This is a genomic window from Pseudomonas sp. SAS7 (assembly GCF_052112345.1).
Lineage (GTDB): Bacteria > Pseudomonadota > Gammaproteobacteria > Pseudomonadales > Pseudomonadaceae > Aquipseudomonas > Aquipseudomonas putida_Q.
Genome location: NZ_JBEGGO010000014.1, coordinates 149,506 through 168,935, shown reverse-complemented (window position 1 = coordinate 168,935; position 19,430 = coordinate 149,506). Strand labels below are relative to the sequence as shown.

Below are 19,430 nucleotides of genomic sequence, written 5' to 3'. Positions count from 1 at the left end.
GCGGGAAAAAAACTGCCAGCCCTGCCCGAAGCCCTGTAGGAGCAGCCTTGTGCTGCGAAGAGGCCGGTAAGGCTAAAGATTATCTTCGCCTGCAATGGCCTCTTCGCAGCACAAGGCTGCCTACAGAGCAGGGTGCAACGCCAGGTATCCAGGCCCTTTTCCTATGCAAGCCACCAGCCCATGGCTATCATGCCTGCCTTATTCCAAGTCGAGACTGGCATGCTGAAGTTGTTGAATCTCCTCAAGGATGGCCGGTTCCATTCCGGAGAAGCTCTGGGGGCAGCCCTCGGGGTGAGTCGCAGCGCCGTTTGGAAGCAGCTGCAGCACCTGGAGAGCGAGCTGAACCTCACCATTCACAAGGTTCGTGGGCGCGGTTATCAGCTGGCGGCACCACTGGCTTTGCTAGAGGCACAGGCAATCGCCGGGTTTGCTGAAGGCGAGCAGTGGCCGGTTTTTATCCACGAAATCATCGACTCGACCAACGCCGAAGGCTTGAGGCTTGCCAATCAAGGGCAGGTAGCGCCATTTCTCGTCTTGGCCGAGCGGCAAAGCGCAGGCCGCGGCCGACGTGGCCGGCAATGGGTCAGCCCATTTGCAGAAAACCTCTATTACAGCCTTGTCTTGCGGGTGGATGGCGGCATGCGCCAACTCGAAGGCTTGAGCCTGGTGGTGGGAATTGCAGTAATGCGCACGCTGCAGGCGTTCGGGGTAAAGGATGTAGGGCTCAAATGGCCCAATGACGTGCTGGTTCGCGGGCAGAAGATCACCGGTATTCTCCTGGAGCTGGTGGGTGACCCGGCTGATGTCTGTCATGTGGTACTGGGTATCGGTATCAATGTGAACATGCAGGCCAACGACCAGGTTGACCAGGAGTGGACCTCGATGCGGCGTGAGGTGGGGGCGGCTATTGACCGTAACCACTTGGTCGCTTCGCTTAATCAGCAATTGCAGCACGAATTGGCACGCCATCGTCGCTACGGGTTTGCCGCATTCCAGGAGGAGTGGGAACAGGCGCACCTTTGGCAGGGGCGCAATGTTTCACTGGTTGCAGGTAGCACGCGGATTGATGGCGTGGTTCTTGGCGTCGACGGGCAGGGCGGCTTGCGCCTTGAGGTGGACGGAGTTGAAAAGAGCTTCAGTGGTGGTGAGCTCAGTTTGAGGTTGCGTGATGATTCTTGAGCTCGACTGCGGTAACAGCTTCATCAAATGGCGGGTAATCCATACCGCTGATGCAGTGATTGAAGGTGGCGGGATCGTCGATTCCGATCAAGCGCTGCTGGCTGAAGTGGCTGCGCTGGCTTCGGCGCGTCTGACGGGTTGCCGAGTTGTCAGTGTGCGCAGTGAGGAAGAAACCGATGCCCTTTGTGCGTTGATAGCCCAGGCATTTTTCGTGCAGGCGCACGTTGCGCATCCGGCGCAGCGCATGGCCGGTGTGCGCAACGGTTATGACGACTATGAGCGCCTGGGCATGGACCGTTGGCTGGCTGCGTTGGGTGCATTCCACCTGGCCAAGGGCGCGTGCCTGGTGATTGACCTGGGTACCGCAGCCAAAGCGGACTTTGTGGCCGCAGACGGCGAACACCTAGGTGGTTATATCTGCCCGGGCATGCCGTTGATGCGCAGTCAGTTGCGTACTCACACCCGGCGTATCCGCTACGACGATGCATCCGCCGAGCGCGCATTGACCAGCCTGTCGCCGGGCCGCTCTACCGTCGAAGCGGTCGAGCGTGGTTGCGTGTTGATGCTGCAAGGCTTTGCGCGTACCCAGCTCGAGCAGGCGCGTGCGCTGTGGGGTGAGGAATTCACGGTGTTCCTCACCGGCGGCGACGCGCCGCTGGTGAGGGAGGCCGTGCCGCAAGCGCGTGTCGTCCCTGACCTGGTTTTCGTTGGCCTGGCCATGGCCTGCCCATTGGATTGAGGTGCCTATGCGTTGGTTGTTTCTGTTGTTACTGGTGCTTAACGTCTTCTATTACGTGTGGCATCAGCAGGAAGCACCGCTGAGGGTCAAGGAAGTCGCCCCCTTGTCACTGTACAAGGGGAATCAACAAGAAATCCGTCTGTTGCGTGAAACGGGTGTGTCGGCGCCACCCAGGCGCCGTGACGAATGCCTGGTAGTGGGGGGAGTGGCAGGTCGGGAGCAGTTGGACGCCTTGCGTCAGCGCTTGCTGAGCCTGGATATTGCCACCTTGCCAGTGGCGGGGCAGTTGCCTGGAGCAGATGGTCGCTGGCTCAAGGTTGCCCCGGAAAGCGAGCGTTTGCTGGACCAAACGGTGCTTTCGGCTCTTTCCAATGATTTCAAAGACTTAAAACATAAAATTATTTTCTGCCAGGGTATTGCAACTGGTGAATAGCTTGATAGAATGGCGCCCGCTTCACAGGGAACACCACTCAGGTGGTAGAACTGGAAGCGGTGTCAAAGCAGCTAAGTTTCAGATTTGATTGAAAAAATTTGAAAAAACGCTTGACACTAGGACGGCAGACAAATAGAATGCCGGCCACATCTGGAGGGATTCCCGAGCGGTCAAAGGGGACGGACTGTAAATCCGTTGCGAGAGCTTCGAAGGTTCGAATCCTTCTCCCTCCACCAGTTTTAGCGAGAGCCGCAAGCTCCGCGGGTATAGTTTAGTGGTAGAACCTCAGCCTTCCAAGCTGATGATGCGGGTTCGATTCCCGCTACCCGCTCCAAGTTTGCTGGATTTTGCGCAAAGTGTTTCGCTCTTGTAGCTCAGTTGGTAGAGCACACCCTTGGTAAGGGTGAGGTCAGCGGTTCAAATCCGCTCAAGAGCTCCATTATAAACAAGGCAGATATGAAAATATCTGCCTTTGTTTTATCAGCGCAAGACTATTTCTTCTGCGGAGGATTGTATCGATGGCTAAGGAAAAGTTTGATCGTTCCCTTCCCCACGTTAACGTCGGCACTATCGGCCACGTTGACCACGGTAAGACCACTCTGACCGCAGCTCTGACTCGCGTCTGCTCCGAAGTATTCGGTTCGGCAGTCGTTGAGTTCGACAAGATCGACTCGGCTCCGGAAGAAAAAGCGCGCGGTATCACCATCAACACCGCTCACGTCGAGTACAACTCGAACATTCGTCACTACGCTCACGTCGACTGCCCAGGTCACGCTGACTACGTGAAGAACATGATCACCGGTGCTGCCCAGATGGACGGCGCGATCCTGGTTTGCTCGGCCGCCGATGGTCCGATGCCACAAACCCGTGAGCACATCCTGCTGTCTCGTCAGGTTGGCGTTCCGTACATCGTGGTCTTCCTGAACAAGGCTGACCTGGTAGACGACGCTGAGCTGCTGGAACTGGTCGAGATGGAAGTTCGCGACCTGCTGTCCACCTATGACTTCCCAGGCGACGACACCCCGATCATCATCGGTTCGGCTCGTATGGCGCTGGAAGGCAAAGACGACAACGAGATGGGCACCTCCGCCGTCAAGAAACTGGTTGAAACTCTGGACAGCTACATCCCAGAGCCAGAGCGCGCTATCGACAAGCCGTTCCTGATGCCAATCGAAGACGTATTCTCGATCTCGGGTCGCGGTACCGTTGTTACCGGCCGTATCGAGCGTGGTATCGTCCGCGTTCAGGATCCGCTGGAAATCGTTGGTCTGCGTGACACCACCACCACCACCTGCACCGGTGTTGAGATGTTCCGCAAGCTGCTGGACGAAGGTCGTGCTGGCGAGAACTGCGGCGTTCTGCTGCGTGGTACCAAGCGTGACGACGTTGAGCGTGGCCAGGTTCTGGTCAAGCCAGGTTCGGTCAAGCCGCACACCAAGTTCACCGCAGAAGTCTACGTCCTGTCGAAGGAAGAAGGCGGCCGTCACACTCCGTTCTTCAAAGGCTACCGTCCTCAGTTCTACTTCCGTACCACTGACGTGACCGGTAACTGCGAACTGCCGGAAGGCGTTGAAATGGTAATGCCAGGTGACAACATTCAGATGACTGTCACCCTGATCAAGACCATCGCAATGGAAGACGGTCTGCGCTTCGCTATCCGTGAAGGCGGTCGTACCGTCGGCGCCGGCGTCGTAGCAAAAATTATTGAATAAGTAGTTGATTTACTTGATCAGGCCGGTATAATGGCCGGCCTGATACAGCGTTACAGGTCAGTAGCTCAATTGGCAGAGCGACGGTCTCCAAAACCGTAGGTTGGGGGTTCGATTCCCTCCTGACCTGCCATTTCACTTCGGTGTGATGGCTTTCTTCTCACAGGATCCTCCTTGATGACTCCCAAAACTGAAGCCCAAGAATCGCGTTTTGATCTGTTCAAGTGGCTGGCTGTAGTTGCTTTGGTGGTTGTAGCTGTTGTGGGTAATCAATATTACTCCGCCTCTCCGATCCTGTATCGCGTTCTCGCACTTCTCGTCCTGGCTGCTGTCGCGGGCTTTGTAGCTCTGCAGACTGCGAAGGGCAAGTCGTTCTTTGCGTTGGCGAAGGAAGCTCGTACCGAAATCCGTAAAGTCGTGTGGCCGACCCGCCAGGAAACCACCCAGACCACGCTGATTGTCGTGGCTGTCGTGCTGGTTATGGCACTGCTGCTGTGGGGTCTTGATTCCCTGCTCGGCTGGGCGGTCTCCCTGATCGTTGGCTAAAGGTGTCCCGTGGCTAAGCGTTGGTATGTTGTGCATGCTTACTCGGGTTACGAGAAGCATGTGATGCGCTCCCTGATCGAGCGCGTCAAGCTGGCTGGCATGGAAGACGGTTTCGGCGAGATTTTGGTTCCGACCGAAGAAGTCGTCGAAATGCGCAACGGCCAGAAGCGCAAGAGTGAGCGTAAATTCTTCCCTGGCTATGTACTGGTCCAGATGGAGATGAACGAAGGGACTTGGCACTTGGTCAAGGACACCCCTCGTGTGATGGGCTTTATTGGCGGTACCGCAGACAAGCCTGCACCGATAACCGATAAAGAAGCTGAGGCTATCCTGCGTCGCGTTGCTGACGGTAGCGACAAGCCGAAGCCGAAGACGCTGTTCGAGCCAGGTGAAGTGGTTCGTGTCATTGACGGTCCGTTCGCTGACTTCAATGGTAGTGTCGAAGAAGTTAACTACGAAAAGAGTCGCCTCCAAGTGGCGGTGCTCATTTTCGGTCGCTCTACTCCGGTGGAGCTCGAGTTCAGCCAGGTCGAAAAGGTCTAGGCGGACGAAGCATCCCAAACCCCGCAGCCCTGTGTGTTGCGGGGTTTTGTCGTCACTGGGATAAAACGCAAGTCATCCGGGGAGCCATCAGGCGTTCGTACCCGATTTTGGAGTAGCTCATGGCTAAGAAGATTCAGGCTTACATCAAGCTGCAAGTTAAGGCCGGCCAGGCCAACCCAAGCCCACCCGTTGGTCCAGCACTGGGTCAACACGGTGTGAACATCATGGAATTCTGCAAGGCCTTCAACGCCCGTACTCAGGGTCAAGAAGCCGGCCTGCCGACTCCTGTGATCATCACTGTCTACAGCGACCGTAGCTTCACCTTCGAGACCAAGAGCACCCCTGCCTCGGTTCTGCTGAAGAAAGCTGCTGGCCTGACCAGTGGTTCGGCTCGTCCGAACACCGTTAAAGTCGGTACCGTTACCCGTGCTCAGCTGGAAGATATCGCCAAGGCAAAACAGGCTGATCTGACCGCTGCTGACCTGGACGCTGCTGTACGCACCATCGCTGGCTCTGCCCGCAGCATGGGCCTGAACGTGGAGGGTGTGTAATGGCTAAGCTGACCAAACGCCAAAAGGCAATCGCCGAAAAAATCGAAGCAGGCAAGGCCTACAACTTCGAAGAAGCGGCAACTCTGCTGGCCTCGCTGCCTGCTGCCAAGTTCGTCGAGTCCTACGACATCGCCGTTAACCTCGGTGTTGACCCGCGTAAATCCGACCAGGTCGTTCGTAGCGCTACTGTGCTGCCACACGGCACTGGCAAGACCGTTCGCGTTGCTGTCTTCACCCAGGGTCCAGCTGCTGAAGCCGCTCTGGCTGCCGGCGCTGACCGCGTAGGTATGGACGATCTGGCTGCCGAAATGAAAGCCGGCGACCTGAACTATGACGTTGTCATCGCATCGCCTGATGCCATGCGCGTTGTAGGTCAGCTGGGTCAGGTTCTGGGTCCTCGCGGCCTGATGCCTAACCCGAAAGTTGGTACCGTTAGCCCAGACGTAGCCACTGCCGTTAAAAACGCCAAGGCTGGTCAGGTTCGCTACCGCACCGACAAAAACGGTATCATCCACACCTCCGTTGGCAAGGTCGGCTTCGAAGCTGGCAAGCTGAAGGAAAACGTTGAAGCCCTGATCGCTGATCTGAAGCGTATCAAGCCAGCTTCCTCGAAAGGTATTTACGTCAAGCGCGTTACCCTGAGCACCACCATGGGCCCAGGTCTGGTCATCGATCAGAGCTCGCTGAGCGTGTAAGAACATGGCGGTGCGACTTGTCGCGCCGCCAGCAAAAATTGGGGTCCCTGCCTGGCGGGGGCTATCCAAGACCGTAGGTGGCGCAAGCCTTAAAACACCAGCCCACGCAGATGGTGCTCCCGATTCGTTACCGAATCAGACACCAAAACGACATCCGGCTTCGGCCAGATGAAACGGTAAAAACCAGGAGTAAACCCGTGGCAATTAAACTCGAAGACAAGAAGGCCATCGTCGCTGAAGTCAACGAGGCTGCCAAAGTCGCTCTGTCCGCTGTTGTGGCTGATGCCCGTGGTGTGACTGTAAGCGCAATGACCGGACTCCGTAAAGAGGCCCGCGAGGCTGGCGTTTACGTACGTGTTGTACGTAACACCCTGCTCAAGCGCGCTGTTGAAGGCACCGAATTTTCGGTTCTCAACGACGCGTTCAAAGGCCCGACCCTGATTGCTTTCTCCAACGAACACCCGGGCGCTGCTGCTCGTCTGTTCAAAGAGTTCGCCAAGGGTCAGGACAAGTTCGAGATCAAGGCAGCTGCGTTTGACGGCAATTTCATTGCAGCGAACCAGATCGACGTGTTGGCTACCCTGCCGACCCGCGACGAAGCTATTGCACGACTGATGAGCGTTATTCAAGGCGCCACCAGCAAGCTGGCTCGTACTCTGGCAGCCATTCGCGACCAGAAAGAAGCTACCGCTGCCTAAGGCACGCGAACTCTTTCAAAATCATTTGTTTAATTTGATGGCTGCGTAGGCCTTCACCCCAATACAGGATTTAAGTCATGTCCCTGACTAACGAGCAAATCATCGAAGCAATCGGCCAGAAAACCGTTCTGGAAGTTGTTGAGCTGATCAAAGCAATGGAAGAAACCTTCGGCGTGACCGCTGCTGTTGCCGCTGCTGGCCCAGCTGCTGCTGCCGCTGTTGTTGAAGAGCAGACCGAGTTCAACGTTGTTCTGGTTGAAGCCGGCGAGAAGAAAGTGAACGTGATTAAAGCCGTTCGCGAGCTGACCGGTCTGGGCCTGAAAGAAGCCAAAGAGAAAGTCGATGGCGCTCCTCAGGTTGTAGCTGAAGGCGTTTCGAAAGAAGCCGCTGAAGACGCTAAGAAGAAGCTGGAAGAAGCAGGCGCTAAAGTCGAGCTGAAGTAATTTCGACTTTGCGATGCCAGCCTGAGCGTTGAGCACAAGGCTGATGGCTGGTGGCTTATGCCACCGGCCTTTTTCCGTTATTGGCGGTCGGTCAAGCCGGCCCCGATAACAAGCTGCAAGACACCCACGTGGGTGGCGCAAACCAAGGGGTTTGCACGATTTTCTGGCTGCTCCCGCCGGGAGAAGCCAAACAAGCAGGTGACCAAGCTGGGGAACGCTGATGGCTTACTCATACACTGAGAAAAAACGTATCCGCAAGGACTTTAGCAAGTTGCCGGACGTCATGGATGTGCCTTACCTCCTGGCCATCCAGCTGGATTCGTATCGCGAATTCCTGCAAGCGGGAGCATCCAAGGATCAGTTCCGCGACGTCGGCCTGCACGCGGCCTTCAAATCGGTATTCCCGATCATCAGCTACTCCGGCAATGCTGCCCTGGAGTACGTAGGCTATCGCCTGGGCGAGCCTGCCTTCGATGTGAAGGAATGTGTCCTGCGTGGCGTGACCTTCGCGGTCCCACTGCGGGTCAAGGTGCGCCTGATCATCTTCGACAAGGAATCGTCGAACAAAGCGATCAAGGACATCAAAGAGCAAGAAGTCTACATGGGTGAAATCCCCCTGATGACTGAGAACGGTACCTTCGTTATCAACGGTACCGAGCGTGTGATCGTTTCCCAGCTGCACCGTTCGCCTGGTGTGTTCTTCGACCACGACCGTGGCAAGACTCACAGCTCCGGCAAGCTGCTGTACTCCGCTCGCATCATCCCTTACCGCGGTTCGTGGCTGGACTTCGAGTTCGACCCGAAAGACTGCGTGTTCGTGCGTATCGACCGTCGCCGCAAGCTGCCGGCGTCGGTGCTGCTGCGCGCCCTGGGTTACAGCACTGAAGAAGTGCTGAACACCTTCTACACCACCAACGTGTTCCACATTTCCGGCGAAAAACTCAGCCTGGAACTGGTACCGCAGCGTCTGCGTGGTGAAGTTGCAGTCATGGACATCCATGACGAAACCGGCAAAGTCATCGTCGAGCAGGGCCGCCGTATCACTGCGCGCCACATCAACCAGCTCGAGAAGGCCGGCGTCAAGCAGCTGGACGTTCCAATGGAATACGTCCTGGGTCGCACCACTGCCAAGGCCATCGTGCACCCGGCTACTGGCGAGATCCTGGCTGAGTGCAATACCGAGCTGACCACCGATCTGCTGATCAAAGTCGCCAAGGCACAGGTCGTCCGTATCGAGACCCTGTACACCAACGACATCGATTGCGGTCCGTTCATCTCCGACACCCTGAAGATCGATACCACCAGCAACCAGCTGGAAGCCCTGGTCGAGATCTACCGCATGATGCGTCCAGGCGAGCCGCCGACCAAGGATGCTGCCGAGACCCTGTTCAACAACCTGTTCTTCAGCGCCGAGCGTTACGATCTGTCCGCAGTAGGCCGCATGAAGTTCAACCGTCGTATCGGTCGTACCGAGATCGAAGGTTCTGGCGTGCTGAGCAAGGAAGACATCGTCGAGGTCCTCAAGACCCTGGTCGATATCCGTAACGGCAAAGGCATCGTCGACGACATCGACCACCTGGGTAACCGTCGCGTACGTTGCGTCGGCGAGATGGCCGAGAACCAGTTCCGCGTTGGCCTGGTGCGTGTAGAGCGCGCGGTCAAGGAACGCCTGTCGATGGCGGAAAGCGAAGGCTTGATGCCGCAGGACCTGATCAACGCCAAGCCGGTTGCGGCGGCGGTGAAAGAGTTCTTCGGTTCCAGCCAGCTGTCCCAGTTCATGGACCAGAACAACCCGCTCTCCGAAATCACCCACAAGCGCCGCGTCTCTGCACTCGGCCCGGGCGGTCTGACCCGTGAGCGTGCTGGCTTCGAAGTCCGTGACGTACACCCGACCCACTACGGCCGTGTGTGCCCGATCGAGACCCCTGAAGGTCCGAACATCGGCCTGATCAACTCCCTGGCAGCCTATGCCCGCACCAACCAGTACGGCTTCCTGGAAAGCCCGTACCGCGTGGTGAAGGAAGGCGTTGTCAGCGACGACATCGTGTTCCTGTCGGCAATCGAGGAAGCGGACCACGTCATCGCCCAGGCTTCGGCCGCGATGAACGACAAGAAGCAACTGATCGATGAGCTGGTAGCTGTTCGTCACCTGAACGAATTCACCGTCAAGGCGCCGGAAGACGTCACCCTGATGGACGTTTCGCCGAAGCAGGTTGTTTCGGTTGCTGCGTCGCTGATTCCGTTCCTCGAGCACGACGACGCCAACCGTGCGTTGATGGGTTCGAACATGCAGCGTCAGGCTGTACCGACCCTGCGTGCCGACAAGCCGCTGGTAGGTACCGGCATGGAGCGCAACGTTGCCCGTGACTCCGGTGTCTGCGTGGTTGCTCGCCGTGGTGGCGTGATCGACTCGGTCGACGCCAGCCGTATCGTTGTTCGCGTCAACGACGACGAAGTGGAAACCGGCGAAGCAGGTGTAGATATCTACAACCTGACCAAGTACACCCGTTCGAACCAGAACACCTGCATCAACCAGCGTCCGCTGGTGAGCAAGGGTGACAAGGTTCAGCGTAGCGACATCATGGCCGACGGTCCGTCCACCGACATGGGTGAACTGGCACTGGGTCAGAACATGCGCATCGCGTTCATGGCGTGGAACGGCTTCAACTTCGAAGACTCCATCTGCCTGTCCGAGCGTGTGGTTCAGGAAGATCGCTTCACCACCATCCACATTCAGGAACTGACCTGTGTGGCGCGTGACACCAAGCTTGGCCCAGAGGAAATCACTGCGGACATCCCGAACGTGGGTGAAGCTGCACTGAACAAACTGGACGAAGCCGGTATTGTCTACGTGGGTGCCGAAGTCGGCGCTGGTGACATCCTGGTTGGCAAGGTCACGCCAAAAGGCGAAACCCAGCTGACGCCGGAAGAAAAACTGCTGCGCGCAATCTTCGGCGAGAAGGCGAGCGACGTTAAGGACACCTCCCTGCGCGTGCCAACCGGCACCAAGGGTACCGTCATTGACGTACAGGTCTTCACCCGTGATGGCGTCGAGCGCGACAGCCGCGCCCTGGCCATCGAGAAGATGCAGCTGGACGAGATCCGCAAGGACCTCAACGAAGAGTTCCGCATCGTCGAAGGCGCAACCTTCGAACGTCTGCGTTCTGCTCTGAACGGCCAGGTGGTCGACGGTGGCGCGGGCCTGAAGAAAGGCACCGTGGTCAGCGACGACGTGCTGGACGGTCTGGAGCATGGCCAGTGGTTCAAACTGCGCATGGCTGAAGATGCACTGAATGAGCAGCTGGAAAAGGCTCAGCAGTACATCGTCGACCGTCGCCGTCTGCTGGACGACAAGTTCGAAGACAAGAAGCGCAAGCTGCAGCAGGGCGATGACCTGGCTCCGGGCGTACTGAAGATCGTCAAGGTCTACCTGGCAATCCGCCGTCGCATCCAGCCGGGTGACAAGATGGCTGGTCGTCACGGTAACAAGGGTGTTGTCTCGGTCATCATGCCGGTTGAAGACATGCCGCACGATGCCAACGGTACTCCGGTCGACGTCGTCCTGAACCCGCTGGGCGTACCTTCGCGTATGAACGTCGGTCAGATCCTTGAAACCCACCTGGGCCTCGCGGCCAAAGGCCTGGGCGAGAAGATCGACCGCATGATCGAAGAGCAACGCAAAGCCGCTGAGCTGCGCGTATTCCTGACCGAGGTCTACAACGAGATCGGTGGTCGTCAGGAAAACCTCGCCGAGTTCACCGACGAAGAGATCCTGGCCCTGGCCCATAACCTGAAGAAAGGCGTGCCGATGGCTACCCCGGTCTTCGATGGTGCCAAGGAAAGCGAGATCAAGGCCATGCTGAAGCTGGCCGATCTGCCAGAGAGCGGCCAGATGGTGCTGTTCGATGGCCGTACCGGCAACAAGTTCGAGCGTCCAGTGACCGTTGGTTACATGTACATGCTCAAGCTGAACCACTTGGTGGACGACAAGATGCACGCGCGTTCCACTGGTTCCTACAGCCTGGTTACCCAGCAGCCGCTGGGTGGTAAGGCGCAGTTCGGTGGTCAGCGTTTCGGGGAGATGGAAGTGTGGGCGCTGGAAGCATACGGCGCGGCATACACCCTGCAAGAAATGCTCACAGTGAAGTCGGACGACGTGAACGGCCGTACCAAGATGTACAAGAACATCGTGGATGGCGATCACCGTATGGAGCCGGGCATGCCCGAGTCCTTCAACGTGTTGATCAAAGAGATCCGTTCGCTCGGTATCGATATCGATCTGGAAACCGAATAACACGTGACGCGAAGGGGAGTGGGGCAGGTAATGCCCGCTCCCTGCTCCGCCAGGAGGAAAGGCCTTGAAAGACCTACTGAATTTGCTGAAAAACCAGGGTCAAGTCGAAGAGTTCGACGCCATCCGTATCGGTCTGGCGTCACCTGAGATGATCCGTTCGTGGTCGTTCGGTGAAGTTAAGAAGCCGGAAACCATCAACTACCGTACGTTCAAACCTGAGCGTGACGGCCTGTTCTGCGCCAAGATCTTTGGCCCAGTCAAGGACTACGAGTGCCTGTGCGGCAAGTACAAGCGCCTCAAGCACCGCGGCGTAATCTGCGAGAAGTGCGGCGTTGAAGTTGCCCTGGCCAAGGTTCGTCGTGAGCGCATGGCGCACATCGAACTGGCCTCGCCGGTTGCCCACATCTGGTTCCTGAAGTCGCTGCCGTCCCGTATCGGCCTGCTGATGGACATGACCCTGCGTGATATCGAGCGCGTTCTCTACTTCGAGAGCTACGTCGTTATCGACCCGGGCATGACCACCCTTGAAAAGGGTCAGCTGCTGAACGACGAGCAGTACTTCGAAGCGCTGGAAGAGTTCGGTGACGACTTCGACGCCCGCATGGGTGCCGAGGCTGTCCGCGAGCTGCTGCACGCTATCGACCTGGAGCACGAGATCGGTCGCCTGCGTGAAGAGATTCCGCAGACCAACTCGGAAACCAAAATCAAGAAGCTGTCCAAGCGCCTCAAGCTGATGGAAGCTTTCCAGGGCTCGGGCAACCTGCCTGAGTGGATGGTCCTGACCGTACTGCCAGTACTGCCGCCGGACCTGCGTCCGCTGGTACCGCTGGATGGCGGCCGCTTCGCGACCTCCGACCTGAACGACCTGTATCGTCGGGTGATCAACCGTAACAACCGTCTGAAGCGCCTGCTCGATCTGTCCGCGCCGGACATCATCGTGCGCAACGAAAAGCGCATGCTGCAGGAAGCGGTCGACGCCCTGCTGGACAACGGCCGTCGCGGTCGCGCCATCACTGGTTCGAACAAGCGTCCGCTGAAGTCCCTGGCCGACATGATCAAAGGTAAGCAAGGTCGCTTCCGTCAGAACTTGCTCGGTAAGCGTGTGGACTACTCCGGCCGTTCGGTAATTACCGTAGGCCCGACCCTGCGTCTGCACCAGTGCGGTCTGCCGAAGAAGATGGCCCTCGAGCTGTTCAAGCCGTTCATTTTCGGCAAGCTGGAAATGCGTGGTCTGGCGACCACCATCAAGGCTGCCAAGAAGATGGTCGAGCGCGAGCTGCCAGAGGTGTGGGACGTGCTCGCCGAAGTGATTCGCGAACACCCCGTACTGCTCAACCGTGCACCGACCCTGCACCGTCTGGGTATCCAGGCCTTTGAACCGGTTCTGATCGAAGGTAAGGCTATCCAGCTGCACCCGCTGGTCTGTGCCGCGTACAACGCCGACTTCGACGGTGACCAGATGGCCGTTCACGTGCCGCTGACGCTGGAAGCCCAGCTCGAAGCGCGCGCGCTGATGATGTCGACCAACAACATCCTGTCGCCAGCCAACGGTGAGCCAATCATCGTTCCGTCGCAGGACGTTGTACTGGGTCTGTACTACATGACCCGTGAAGCCATCAACGCCAAGGGCGAAGGTCGCGTATTTGCCGACCTGCAGGAAGTCGATCGCGTATTCCGCGCCGGCGAAGCTGCCCTGCACGCGAAAATCAAGGTTCGTATCAACGAAACCGTGAAAGATCGCGACGGCAGCGTTACAAAGAACACCCGTATTGTCGACACCACTGTCGGCCGCGCGCTGCTGTTCCAGGTTGTACCGGCAGGCCTGCCGTACGACGTGGTCAACCAGCCGATGAAGAAGAAGGCGATCTCCAAGCTGATCAACCAGTGCTACCGCGTGGTTGGTCTGAAAGAGACCGTCATCTTCGCTGACCAGCTGATGTACACCGGTTTCGCTTACTCCACCATCTCTGGCGTGTCCATTGGTGTGAACGACTTTGTCATCCCTGATGAGAAAGCGCGCATCATCAACAGCGCTACCGATGAAGTGAAGGAAATCGAAAGCCAGTACGCCTCCGGCCTGGTAACCCAGGGCGAGAAGTACAACAAGGTCATCGACTTGTGGTCGAAGGCGAACGACGAAGTGTCCAAGGCGATGATGGCCAACCTCTCGAAAGAGAAGGTCATCGACCGCGAAGGCAAGGAAGTCGAGCAAGAGTCCTTCAACTCGATGTACATGATGGCTGACTCCGGTGCGCGGGGTTCCGCAGCACAGATTCGTCAGCTGGCCGGTATGCGTGGCCTGATGGCCAAGCCGGACGGCTCGATCATCGAGACGCCGATCACTGCGAACTTCCGTGAAGGTCTGAGCGTACTCCAGTACTTCATCTCGACTCACGGTGCTCGTAAAGGTCTGGCGGATACCGCGTTGAAGACTGCGAACTCCGGTTACCTGACCCGTCGTCTGGTAGACGTTGCGCAAGACCTGGTTGTAACCGAGATCGATTGCGGTACCGACCATGGCTTGCTGATGACTCCGCACATTGAAGGCGGTGACGTTGTAGAGCCGCTGGGTGAGCGTGTACTGGGCCGTGTCATTGCCCGTGACGTGTTCAAGCCAGGCACCGAGGACGTCATCGTTCCGGCCGGTACGCTGGTAGACGAGCAGTGGGTCGAGTTCATCGAGCTGAACAGCATCGACGAAGTTATCGTGCGTTCGCCGATCAACTGCGAAACCCGCTACGGCATCTGCGCCAAGTGCTACGGTCGTGACCTGGCGCGTGGTCACCAGGTGAACATCGGTGAAGCTGTCGGCGTTATTGCTGCTCAGTCGATCGGTGAGCCGGGTACCCAGCTGACCATGCGTACGTTCCACATCGGTGGTGCTGCAAGCCGTACTTCGGCTGCCGACAGCGTCCAGGTGAAGAACGGCGGTATGGTACGTCTGCACAACCTGAAGCAGGTCGTGCGTGCCGATGGCAACCTGGTTGCTGTTTCGCGTTCCGGCGAGCTGGCCATTGCTGACGAATTCGGTCGTGAGCGTGAGCGTTACAAGCTGCCTTACGGTGCGGTGATTTCGGTCAAGGAAGGTGAGAAGGTCGAAGCTGGCGCCATCGTCGCCAAGTGGGACCCGCACACCCACCCGATCGTTACCGAGCTGAAAGGTACCGTGACCTTCGTGGGCATGGAAGAAAACATCACCATCAAGCGCCAGACCGACGAACTGACCGGCCTGACCAACATTGAAGTACTGGACGTCAAGGATCGCCCTGCCGCAGGCAAGGAAATTCGTCCGGCAATCAAGATGGTCGACGCCAATGGCAAGGACCTGTACCTGCCAGGTACCGATGTACCGGCGCAGTACTTCCTGCCAGCCAACGCCTTGGTCGGTGTTGCTGACGGTGCACAGATCGGTGTTGGTGACGTTATCGCGCGTATCCCGCAAGAAACGTCGAAGACCCGTGACATCACCGGTGGTCTGCCACGCGTAGCTGACTTGTTCGAAGCGCGTCGTCCGAAAGAAGCCTCGATTCTGGCTGAAGTCAGCGGCACCATCGCGTTCGGTAAAGAGACCAAGGGTAAGCGTCGCCTGGTCATCACTCCGACCGACGGTAGCGATCCGTACGAAGAGCTGATTCCTAAGTGGCGCCACCTGAACGTCTTCGAAGGCGAACAGGTAAACCGCGGCGAAGTTATCTCCGACGGCCCGAGCGATCCGCACGACATCCTGCGTCTGCTGGGTGTGAGCGCGCTGGCGAAGTACATCGTCAACGAGATCCAGGACGTTTACCGTCTGCAAGGCGTTAAGATCAACGACAAGCACATCGAGACCATCCTGCGTCAGATGCTGCGCAAGGTCGAGATCTCCGAGTCGGGCGATTCCAGCTTCATCAAGGGCGACCAGATGGAACTGACTCACGTACTGGTCGAGAACGAGCGTCTCGCCGGCGAAGACAAGTTCATCTCGAAGTTCACTCGCGTGCTGCTGGGTATCACCAAGGCGTCGCTGTCGACCGAATCGTTCATCTCCGCGGCTTCCTTCCAGGAAACCACCCGCGTACTGACCGAAGCGGCGGTAACCGGCAAGCGCGATTACCTGCGCGGCCTGAAAGAGAACGTGGTCGTGGGTCGTCTGATCCCGGCCGGTACCGGTCTGGCTTACCACAGCGAGCGCAAGCGTCGCCGTGAAGCCGACAAACCGCTGCGTGTAAGCGCCAGTGAGGTGGAAGCCGCACTGACCGAAGCGCTGAATTCCAGCGGTAACTAAGTACAGGGCAGGGCCCCGGCAAGCTTCGATCGACCATCGGCGACATGAAATGTTGCCGATGATCGGGCGAGGAGGGCCGGGGCCTCGTCTTGACTGGGTGCAAGATCCTCCGTAGACTTTTGTACCCTTAAATTTGGTGAGGCTCCGTCTCGCCAATTTTTGGCTTTCTTGCAAGACAATAGAGTCGCAAGACAATCAGTGGAGCTAGTAGATGGCAACTATCAACCAGCTGGTACGTCAGCCGCGTAAGCGTTCGGTCGAGAAGTCCGACGTTCCTGCGCTGCAGAACTGCCCGCAACGTCGTGGCGTGTGCACCCGTGTGTACACCACCACGCCGAAAAAACCTAACTCGGCACTGCGTAAAGTATGCCGTGTGCGTCTGACCAACGGTTTCGAGGTTTCCTCGTACATCGGCGGTGAAGGCCACAACCTGCAAGAGCACAGCGTCGTCCTGATCCGTGGCGGCCGTGTAAAAGACTTGCCAGGTGTTCGTTACCACACCGTTCGCGGCTCTCTGGATACTTCGGGCGTCAAAGGCCGTAACCAGGGTCGTTCGAAGTACGGTACCAAGCGTCCGAAGTAATCGGCCGTTTGCACATATCCATTTTTTTGAGTCGATAAGAGTAAGGTCGGGCAGGGGTCGAAGACCCACGTCCCGGGCTAACCTGAAGACCGTTTGAGGGCTTATCATGCCAAGACGTCGTGTAGCAGCAAAACGTGAGATTCTGGACGATCCTAAATACGGATCCCAAATCCTCGCCAAGTTCATGAACCACGTGATGGAAAGCGGCAAGAAGGCTGTAGCCGAGCGCATCGTTTACGGTGCCCTGGATACCGTCAAAGCGCGCAAGAACAGCGACCCCCTGGAAATCTTCGAGAAAGCTCTCGACGCCATCGCTCCGCTGGTCGAAGTAAAGTCCCGTCGTGTCGGCGGTGCCACTTACCAGGTCCCGGTTGAAGTTCGTCCATCCCGTCGTAACGCTCTGGCAATGCGCTGGCTCGTAGACTACGCCCGCAAGCGCGGCGAGAAGTCGATGGCTCTGCGCCTGGCTGGCGAGCTGCTGGATGCTGCTGAAGGCAAAGGTGCTGCAGTCAAGAAGCGTGAAGACGTTCACCGTATGGCTGAAGCCAACAAAGCGTTCTCGCACTACCGCTTCTAATTCAAGCATCAATCATTTTGCGAGGGCTTTATGGCTCGTACTACAGCAATTAACCGCTATCGTAACATTGGTATCTGTGCCCACGTTGACGCGGGCAAGACCACCACTACCGAGCGGATCCTGTTCTACACAGGTCTGAGCCACAAGATGGGCGAGGTGCATGATGGCGCCGCGACCACCGACTGGATGGTGCAGGAGCAGGAGCGGGGTATCACCATTACCTCCGCTGCCGTTACCACCTTCTGGAAAGGTTCTGTTGGTCAGTATGACAACTACCGTGTAAACGTCATCGATACCCCCGGCCACGTTGACTTCACCATTGAAGTAGAGCGTTCGCTGCGCGTACTCGACGGCGCGGTCGTTGTGTTCTGCGGTACCTCTGGCGTTGAGCCTCAGTCCGAAACCGTATGGCGTCAGGCCAACAAGTACGGCGTTCCACGTGTTGTCTACGTGAACAAGATGGACCGTGCCGGTGCAAACTTCCTGCGCGTCGTAGGTCAGATCAAGAACCGTCTGGGTCACACCCCGGTTCCTGTTCAGCTGGCCATCGGTTCGGAAGATAACTTCCAGGGTCAGGTTGACCTGATCAAGATGAAGGCTATCTACTGGAACGACGACGACAAAGGCACCACTTATCGCGAGGAAGAAATTCCTGCCGATATGCTGGAGCTGGCTCAAGAGTGGCGCTCCAACATGGTTGAAGCGGCTGCCGAGTCCAGCGAAGAGCTGATGAACAAGTACCTGGAAGGCGAAGAGCTGACCGTCGAAGAGATCAAAGCCGGTCTGCGCGCGCGCACCCTGGCCAGCGAGATCGTACCGGCTGTCTGCGGTTCGTCGTTCAAGAACAAGGGTGTTCCCCTGGTTCTCGACGCCGTCATCGACTACCTGCCTGCTCCGACCGAGATCCCTGCAATCCAGGGTATCAACCCGGACGACAAGGAGCTGGACAAAGAAGATCCGGCTGTTCGTAAAGACGAGCGTCACGCAGACGACAACGAGCCGTTCTCGGCTCTGGCCTTCAAGATCGCGACCGACCCGTTCGTAGGTACTCTGACCTTCGTTCGCGTCTACTCGGGTGTTCTGAAGTCCGGTGACTCCGTGATCAACTCGGTCAAGGGCAAGAAAGAGCGCGTTGGTCGTATGGTGCAGATGCACGCCAACCAGCGTGAAGAGATCAAGGAAGTGCTCGCTGGCGACATCGCGGCGCTGATCGGCATGAAAGATGTGACCACCGGCGAAACCCTGTGCGACATCGACAAGCCAATCATCCTTGAGCGTATGGACTTCCCTGAGCCGGTCATTTCGCTCTCCGTAGAGCCGAAAACCAAGGCTGACCAGGAGAAGATGGGTATTGCACTGGGCAAGCTGGCCCAGGAAGACCCGTCGTTCCGCGTCAAGACCGACGAAGAGACTGGCCAGACCATCATCTCGGGCATGGGTGAGCTGCATCTGGACATCCTCGTTGACCGCATGAAGCGCGAGTTCAACGTCGAAGCCAACATCGGCAAGCCGCAGGTTTCGTACCGCGAGAAGATCACCAAGTCCAACGTCGAGATCGAAGGCAAGTTCGTTCGTCAGTCGGGCGGTCGTGGTCAGTTCGGTCACTGCTGGATCCGTTTCTCGGAGCCAGATCAGGACGAAAAAGGCAACATCACCGAAGGTCTGGTGTTCTCCAACGAAGTCGTTGGTGGTGTGATTCCTAAGGAATTCATCGCCCCGATCCAGAAGGGTATCGAAGAGCAGATGAAGAACGGCGTTGTTGCCGGCTATCCTCTGATCGGCCTGAAGGCCGCGGTATTCGATGGTTCGTATCACGACGTCGACTCCAACGAAATGGCGTTCAAAATCGCCGCTTCGATGGCGACCAAGCAACTGGCCCAGAAGGGCGGTGGCGTGGTTCTCGAGCCGATCATGAAGGTTGAAGTTGTAACCCCGGAAGACTACCTGGGTGACGTGATGGGTGACCTGAACCGTCGTCGTGGTCTGGTCCAGGGTATGGATGAATCGGTCTCTGGCCGTGTCGTCCGCGCTGAAGTACCGCTCGGAGAGATGTTCGGTTACGCAACCGACGTTCGTTCCATGTCTCAGGGTCGCGCAAGCTACTCCATGGAATTCTCCAAATACGCCGAAGCTCCGTCGAACATCGTCGAAGCACTCGTTAAAAAACAAGGCTAAT

General features: G+C 57.6%; 15 protein-coding genes and 4 tRNA genes. All 19 read left to right on the top strand.

Going from position 1 to position 19,430, the window contains the following annotated elements; genetic code table 11:
• The first annotated feature begins 219 nt into the window (after positions 1-219).
• The 19 genes from birA (at position 220) to fusA (ending at position 19,429) form a co-directional block, all read left to right on the top strand.
• Positions 220-1,179, top strand: coding sequence for a bifunctional biotin--[acetyl-CoA-carboxylase] ligase/biotin operon repressor BirA (gene birA / locus ABI582_RS21705; protein ID WP_442120227.1), 960 nt, complete (start codon positions 220-222; stop codon positions 1,177-1,179).
• Positions 1,169-1,918, top strand: a complete 750-nt coding sequence (locus tag ABI582_RS21700; RefSeq protein ID WP_442120226.1) for a pantothenate kinase — start codon at positions 1,169-1,171, stop codon at positions 1,916-1,918. Before birA ends, ABI582_RS21700 begins: the two co-directional genes overlap by 11 nt.
• Before the next feature lie 7 nt (positions 1,919-1,925).
• On the top strand, positions 1,926-2,351 hold the full coding sequence (locus tag ABI582_RS21695) for a hypothetical protein (RefSeq protein ID WP_338745911.1): 426 nt from the start codon (positions 1,926-1,928) through the stop codon (positions 2,349-2,351).
• Between the two features lie 152 nt (positions 2,352-2,503).
• Positions 2,504-2,587, top strand: a tRNA-Tyr gene (locus tag ABI582_RS21690).
• A 24-nt stretch (positions 2,588-2,611) separates the two neighbouring features.
• Positions 2,612-2,685 (top strand) — tRNA-Gly (locus ABI582_RS21685).
• A 29-nt stretch (positions 2,686-2,714) separates the two neighbouring features.
• Positions 2,715-2,790 (top strand) — tRNA-Thr (locus ABI582_RS21680).
• Between the two features lie 79 nt (positions 2,791-2,869).
• On the top strand, positions 2,870-4,063 hold the full coding sequence (tuf, locus tag ABI582_RS21675) for an elongation factor Tu (RefSeq protein ID WP_016484647.1): 1,194 nt from the start codon (positions 2,870-2,872) through the stop codon (positions 4,061-4,063).
• 54 nt (positions 4,064-4,117) lie between these two features.
• Positions 4,118-4,193 (top strand) — tRNA-Trp (locus tag ABI582_RS21670).
• Between the two features lie 44 nt (positions 4,194-4,237).
• On the top strand, positions 4,238-4,606 hold the full coding sequence (gene secE, locus ABI582_RS21665) for a preprotein translocase subunit SecE (protein WP_016484648.1): 369 nt from the start codon (positions 4,238-4,240) through the stop codon (positions 4,604-4,606).
• Between the two features lie 9 nt (positions 4,607-4,615).
• Positions 4,616-5,149: a transcription termination/antitermination protein NusG gene (nusG, locus tag ABI582_RS21660; protein WP_003255501.1), complete on the top strand. Its 534-nt coding sequence runs from the start codon at positions 4,616-4,618 to the stop codon at positions 5,147-5,149.
• Between the two features lie 119 nt (positions 5,150-5,268).
• Positions 5,269-5,700 carry a 50S ribosomal protein L11 gene (rplK, locus tag ABI582_RS21655; protein ID WP_003255500.1) on the top strand — a complete coding sequence of 144 codons (432 nt, stop codon included), beginning with the start codon at positions 5,269-5,271 and terminating at the stop codon, positions 5,698-5,700.
• The gene (gene rplA, locus ABI582_RS21650) at positions 5,700-6,395 is read left to right on the top strand and encodes a 50S ribosomal protein L1 (RefSeq protein ID WP_338745912.1); all 696 of its coding nucleotides are present in this window, start codon (positions 5,700-5,702) and stop codon (positions 6,393-6,395) included. The genes rplK and rplA overlap by 1 nt, the downstream gene beginning before the upstream one ends.
• A 197-nt stretch (positions 6,396-6,592) precedes the next feature.
• Complete coding sequence (gene rplJ / locus ABI582_RS21645; protein WP_016484649.1) at positions 6,593-7,093, top strand: 50S ribosomal protein L10; 501 nt, start codon at positions 6,593-6,595, stop codon at positions 7,091-7,093.
• Between the two features lie 77 nt (positions 7,094-7,170).
• Positions 7,171-7,536 carry a 50S ribosomal protein L7/L12 gene (gene rplL / locus ABI582_RS21640; protein ID WP_007957596.1) on the top strand — a complete coding sequence of 122 codons (366 nt, stop codon included), beginning with the start codon at positions 7,171-7,173 and terminating at the stop codon, positions 7,534-7,536.
• 220 nt (positions 7,537-7,756) lie between these two features.
• Entirely contained in the window at positions 7,757-11,830 is a 4,074-nt protein-coding gene (gene rpoB / locus ABI582_RS21635) for a DNA-directed RNA polymerase subunit beta (RefSeq protein ID WP_442120225.1), read from the top strand.
• Positions 11,831-11,894: 64 nt separating this feature from the next.
• Positions 11,895-16,094, top strand: coding sequence for a DNA-directed RNA polymerase subunit beta' (rpoC, locus tag ABI582_RS21630; RefSeq protein ID WP_019472122.1), 4,200 nt, complete (start codon positions 11,895-11,897; stop codon positions 16,092-16,094).
• Between the two features lie 211 nt (positions 16,095-16,305).
• Positions 16,306-16,677 carry a 30S ribosomal protein S12 gene (gene rpsL / locus ABI582_RS21625; protein ID WP_003255492.1) on the top strand — a complete coding sequence of 124 codons (372 nt, stop codon included), beginning with the start codon at positions 16,306-16,308 and terminating at the stop codon, positions 16,675-16,677.
• 106 nt (positions 16,678-16,783) lie between these two features.
• Positions 16,784-17,254, top strand: a complete 471-nt coding sequence (rpsG, locus tag ABI582_RS21620) for a 30S ribosomal protein S7 (protein ID WP_003246741.1) — start codon at positions 16,784-16,786, stop codon at positions 17,252-17,254.
• Between the two features lie 30 nt (positions 17,255-17,284).
• Positions 17,285-19,429, top strand: a complete 2,145-nt coding sequence (gene fusA / locus ABI582_RS21615; RefSeq protein WP_346614690.1) for an elongation factor G — start codon at positions 17,285-17,287, stop codon at positions 19,427-19,429.
• Position 19,430 lies beyond the last annotated feature (1 nt).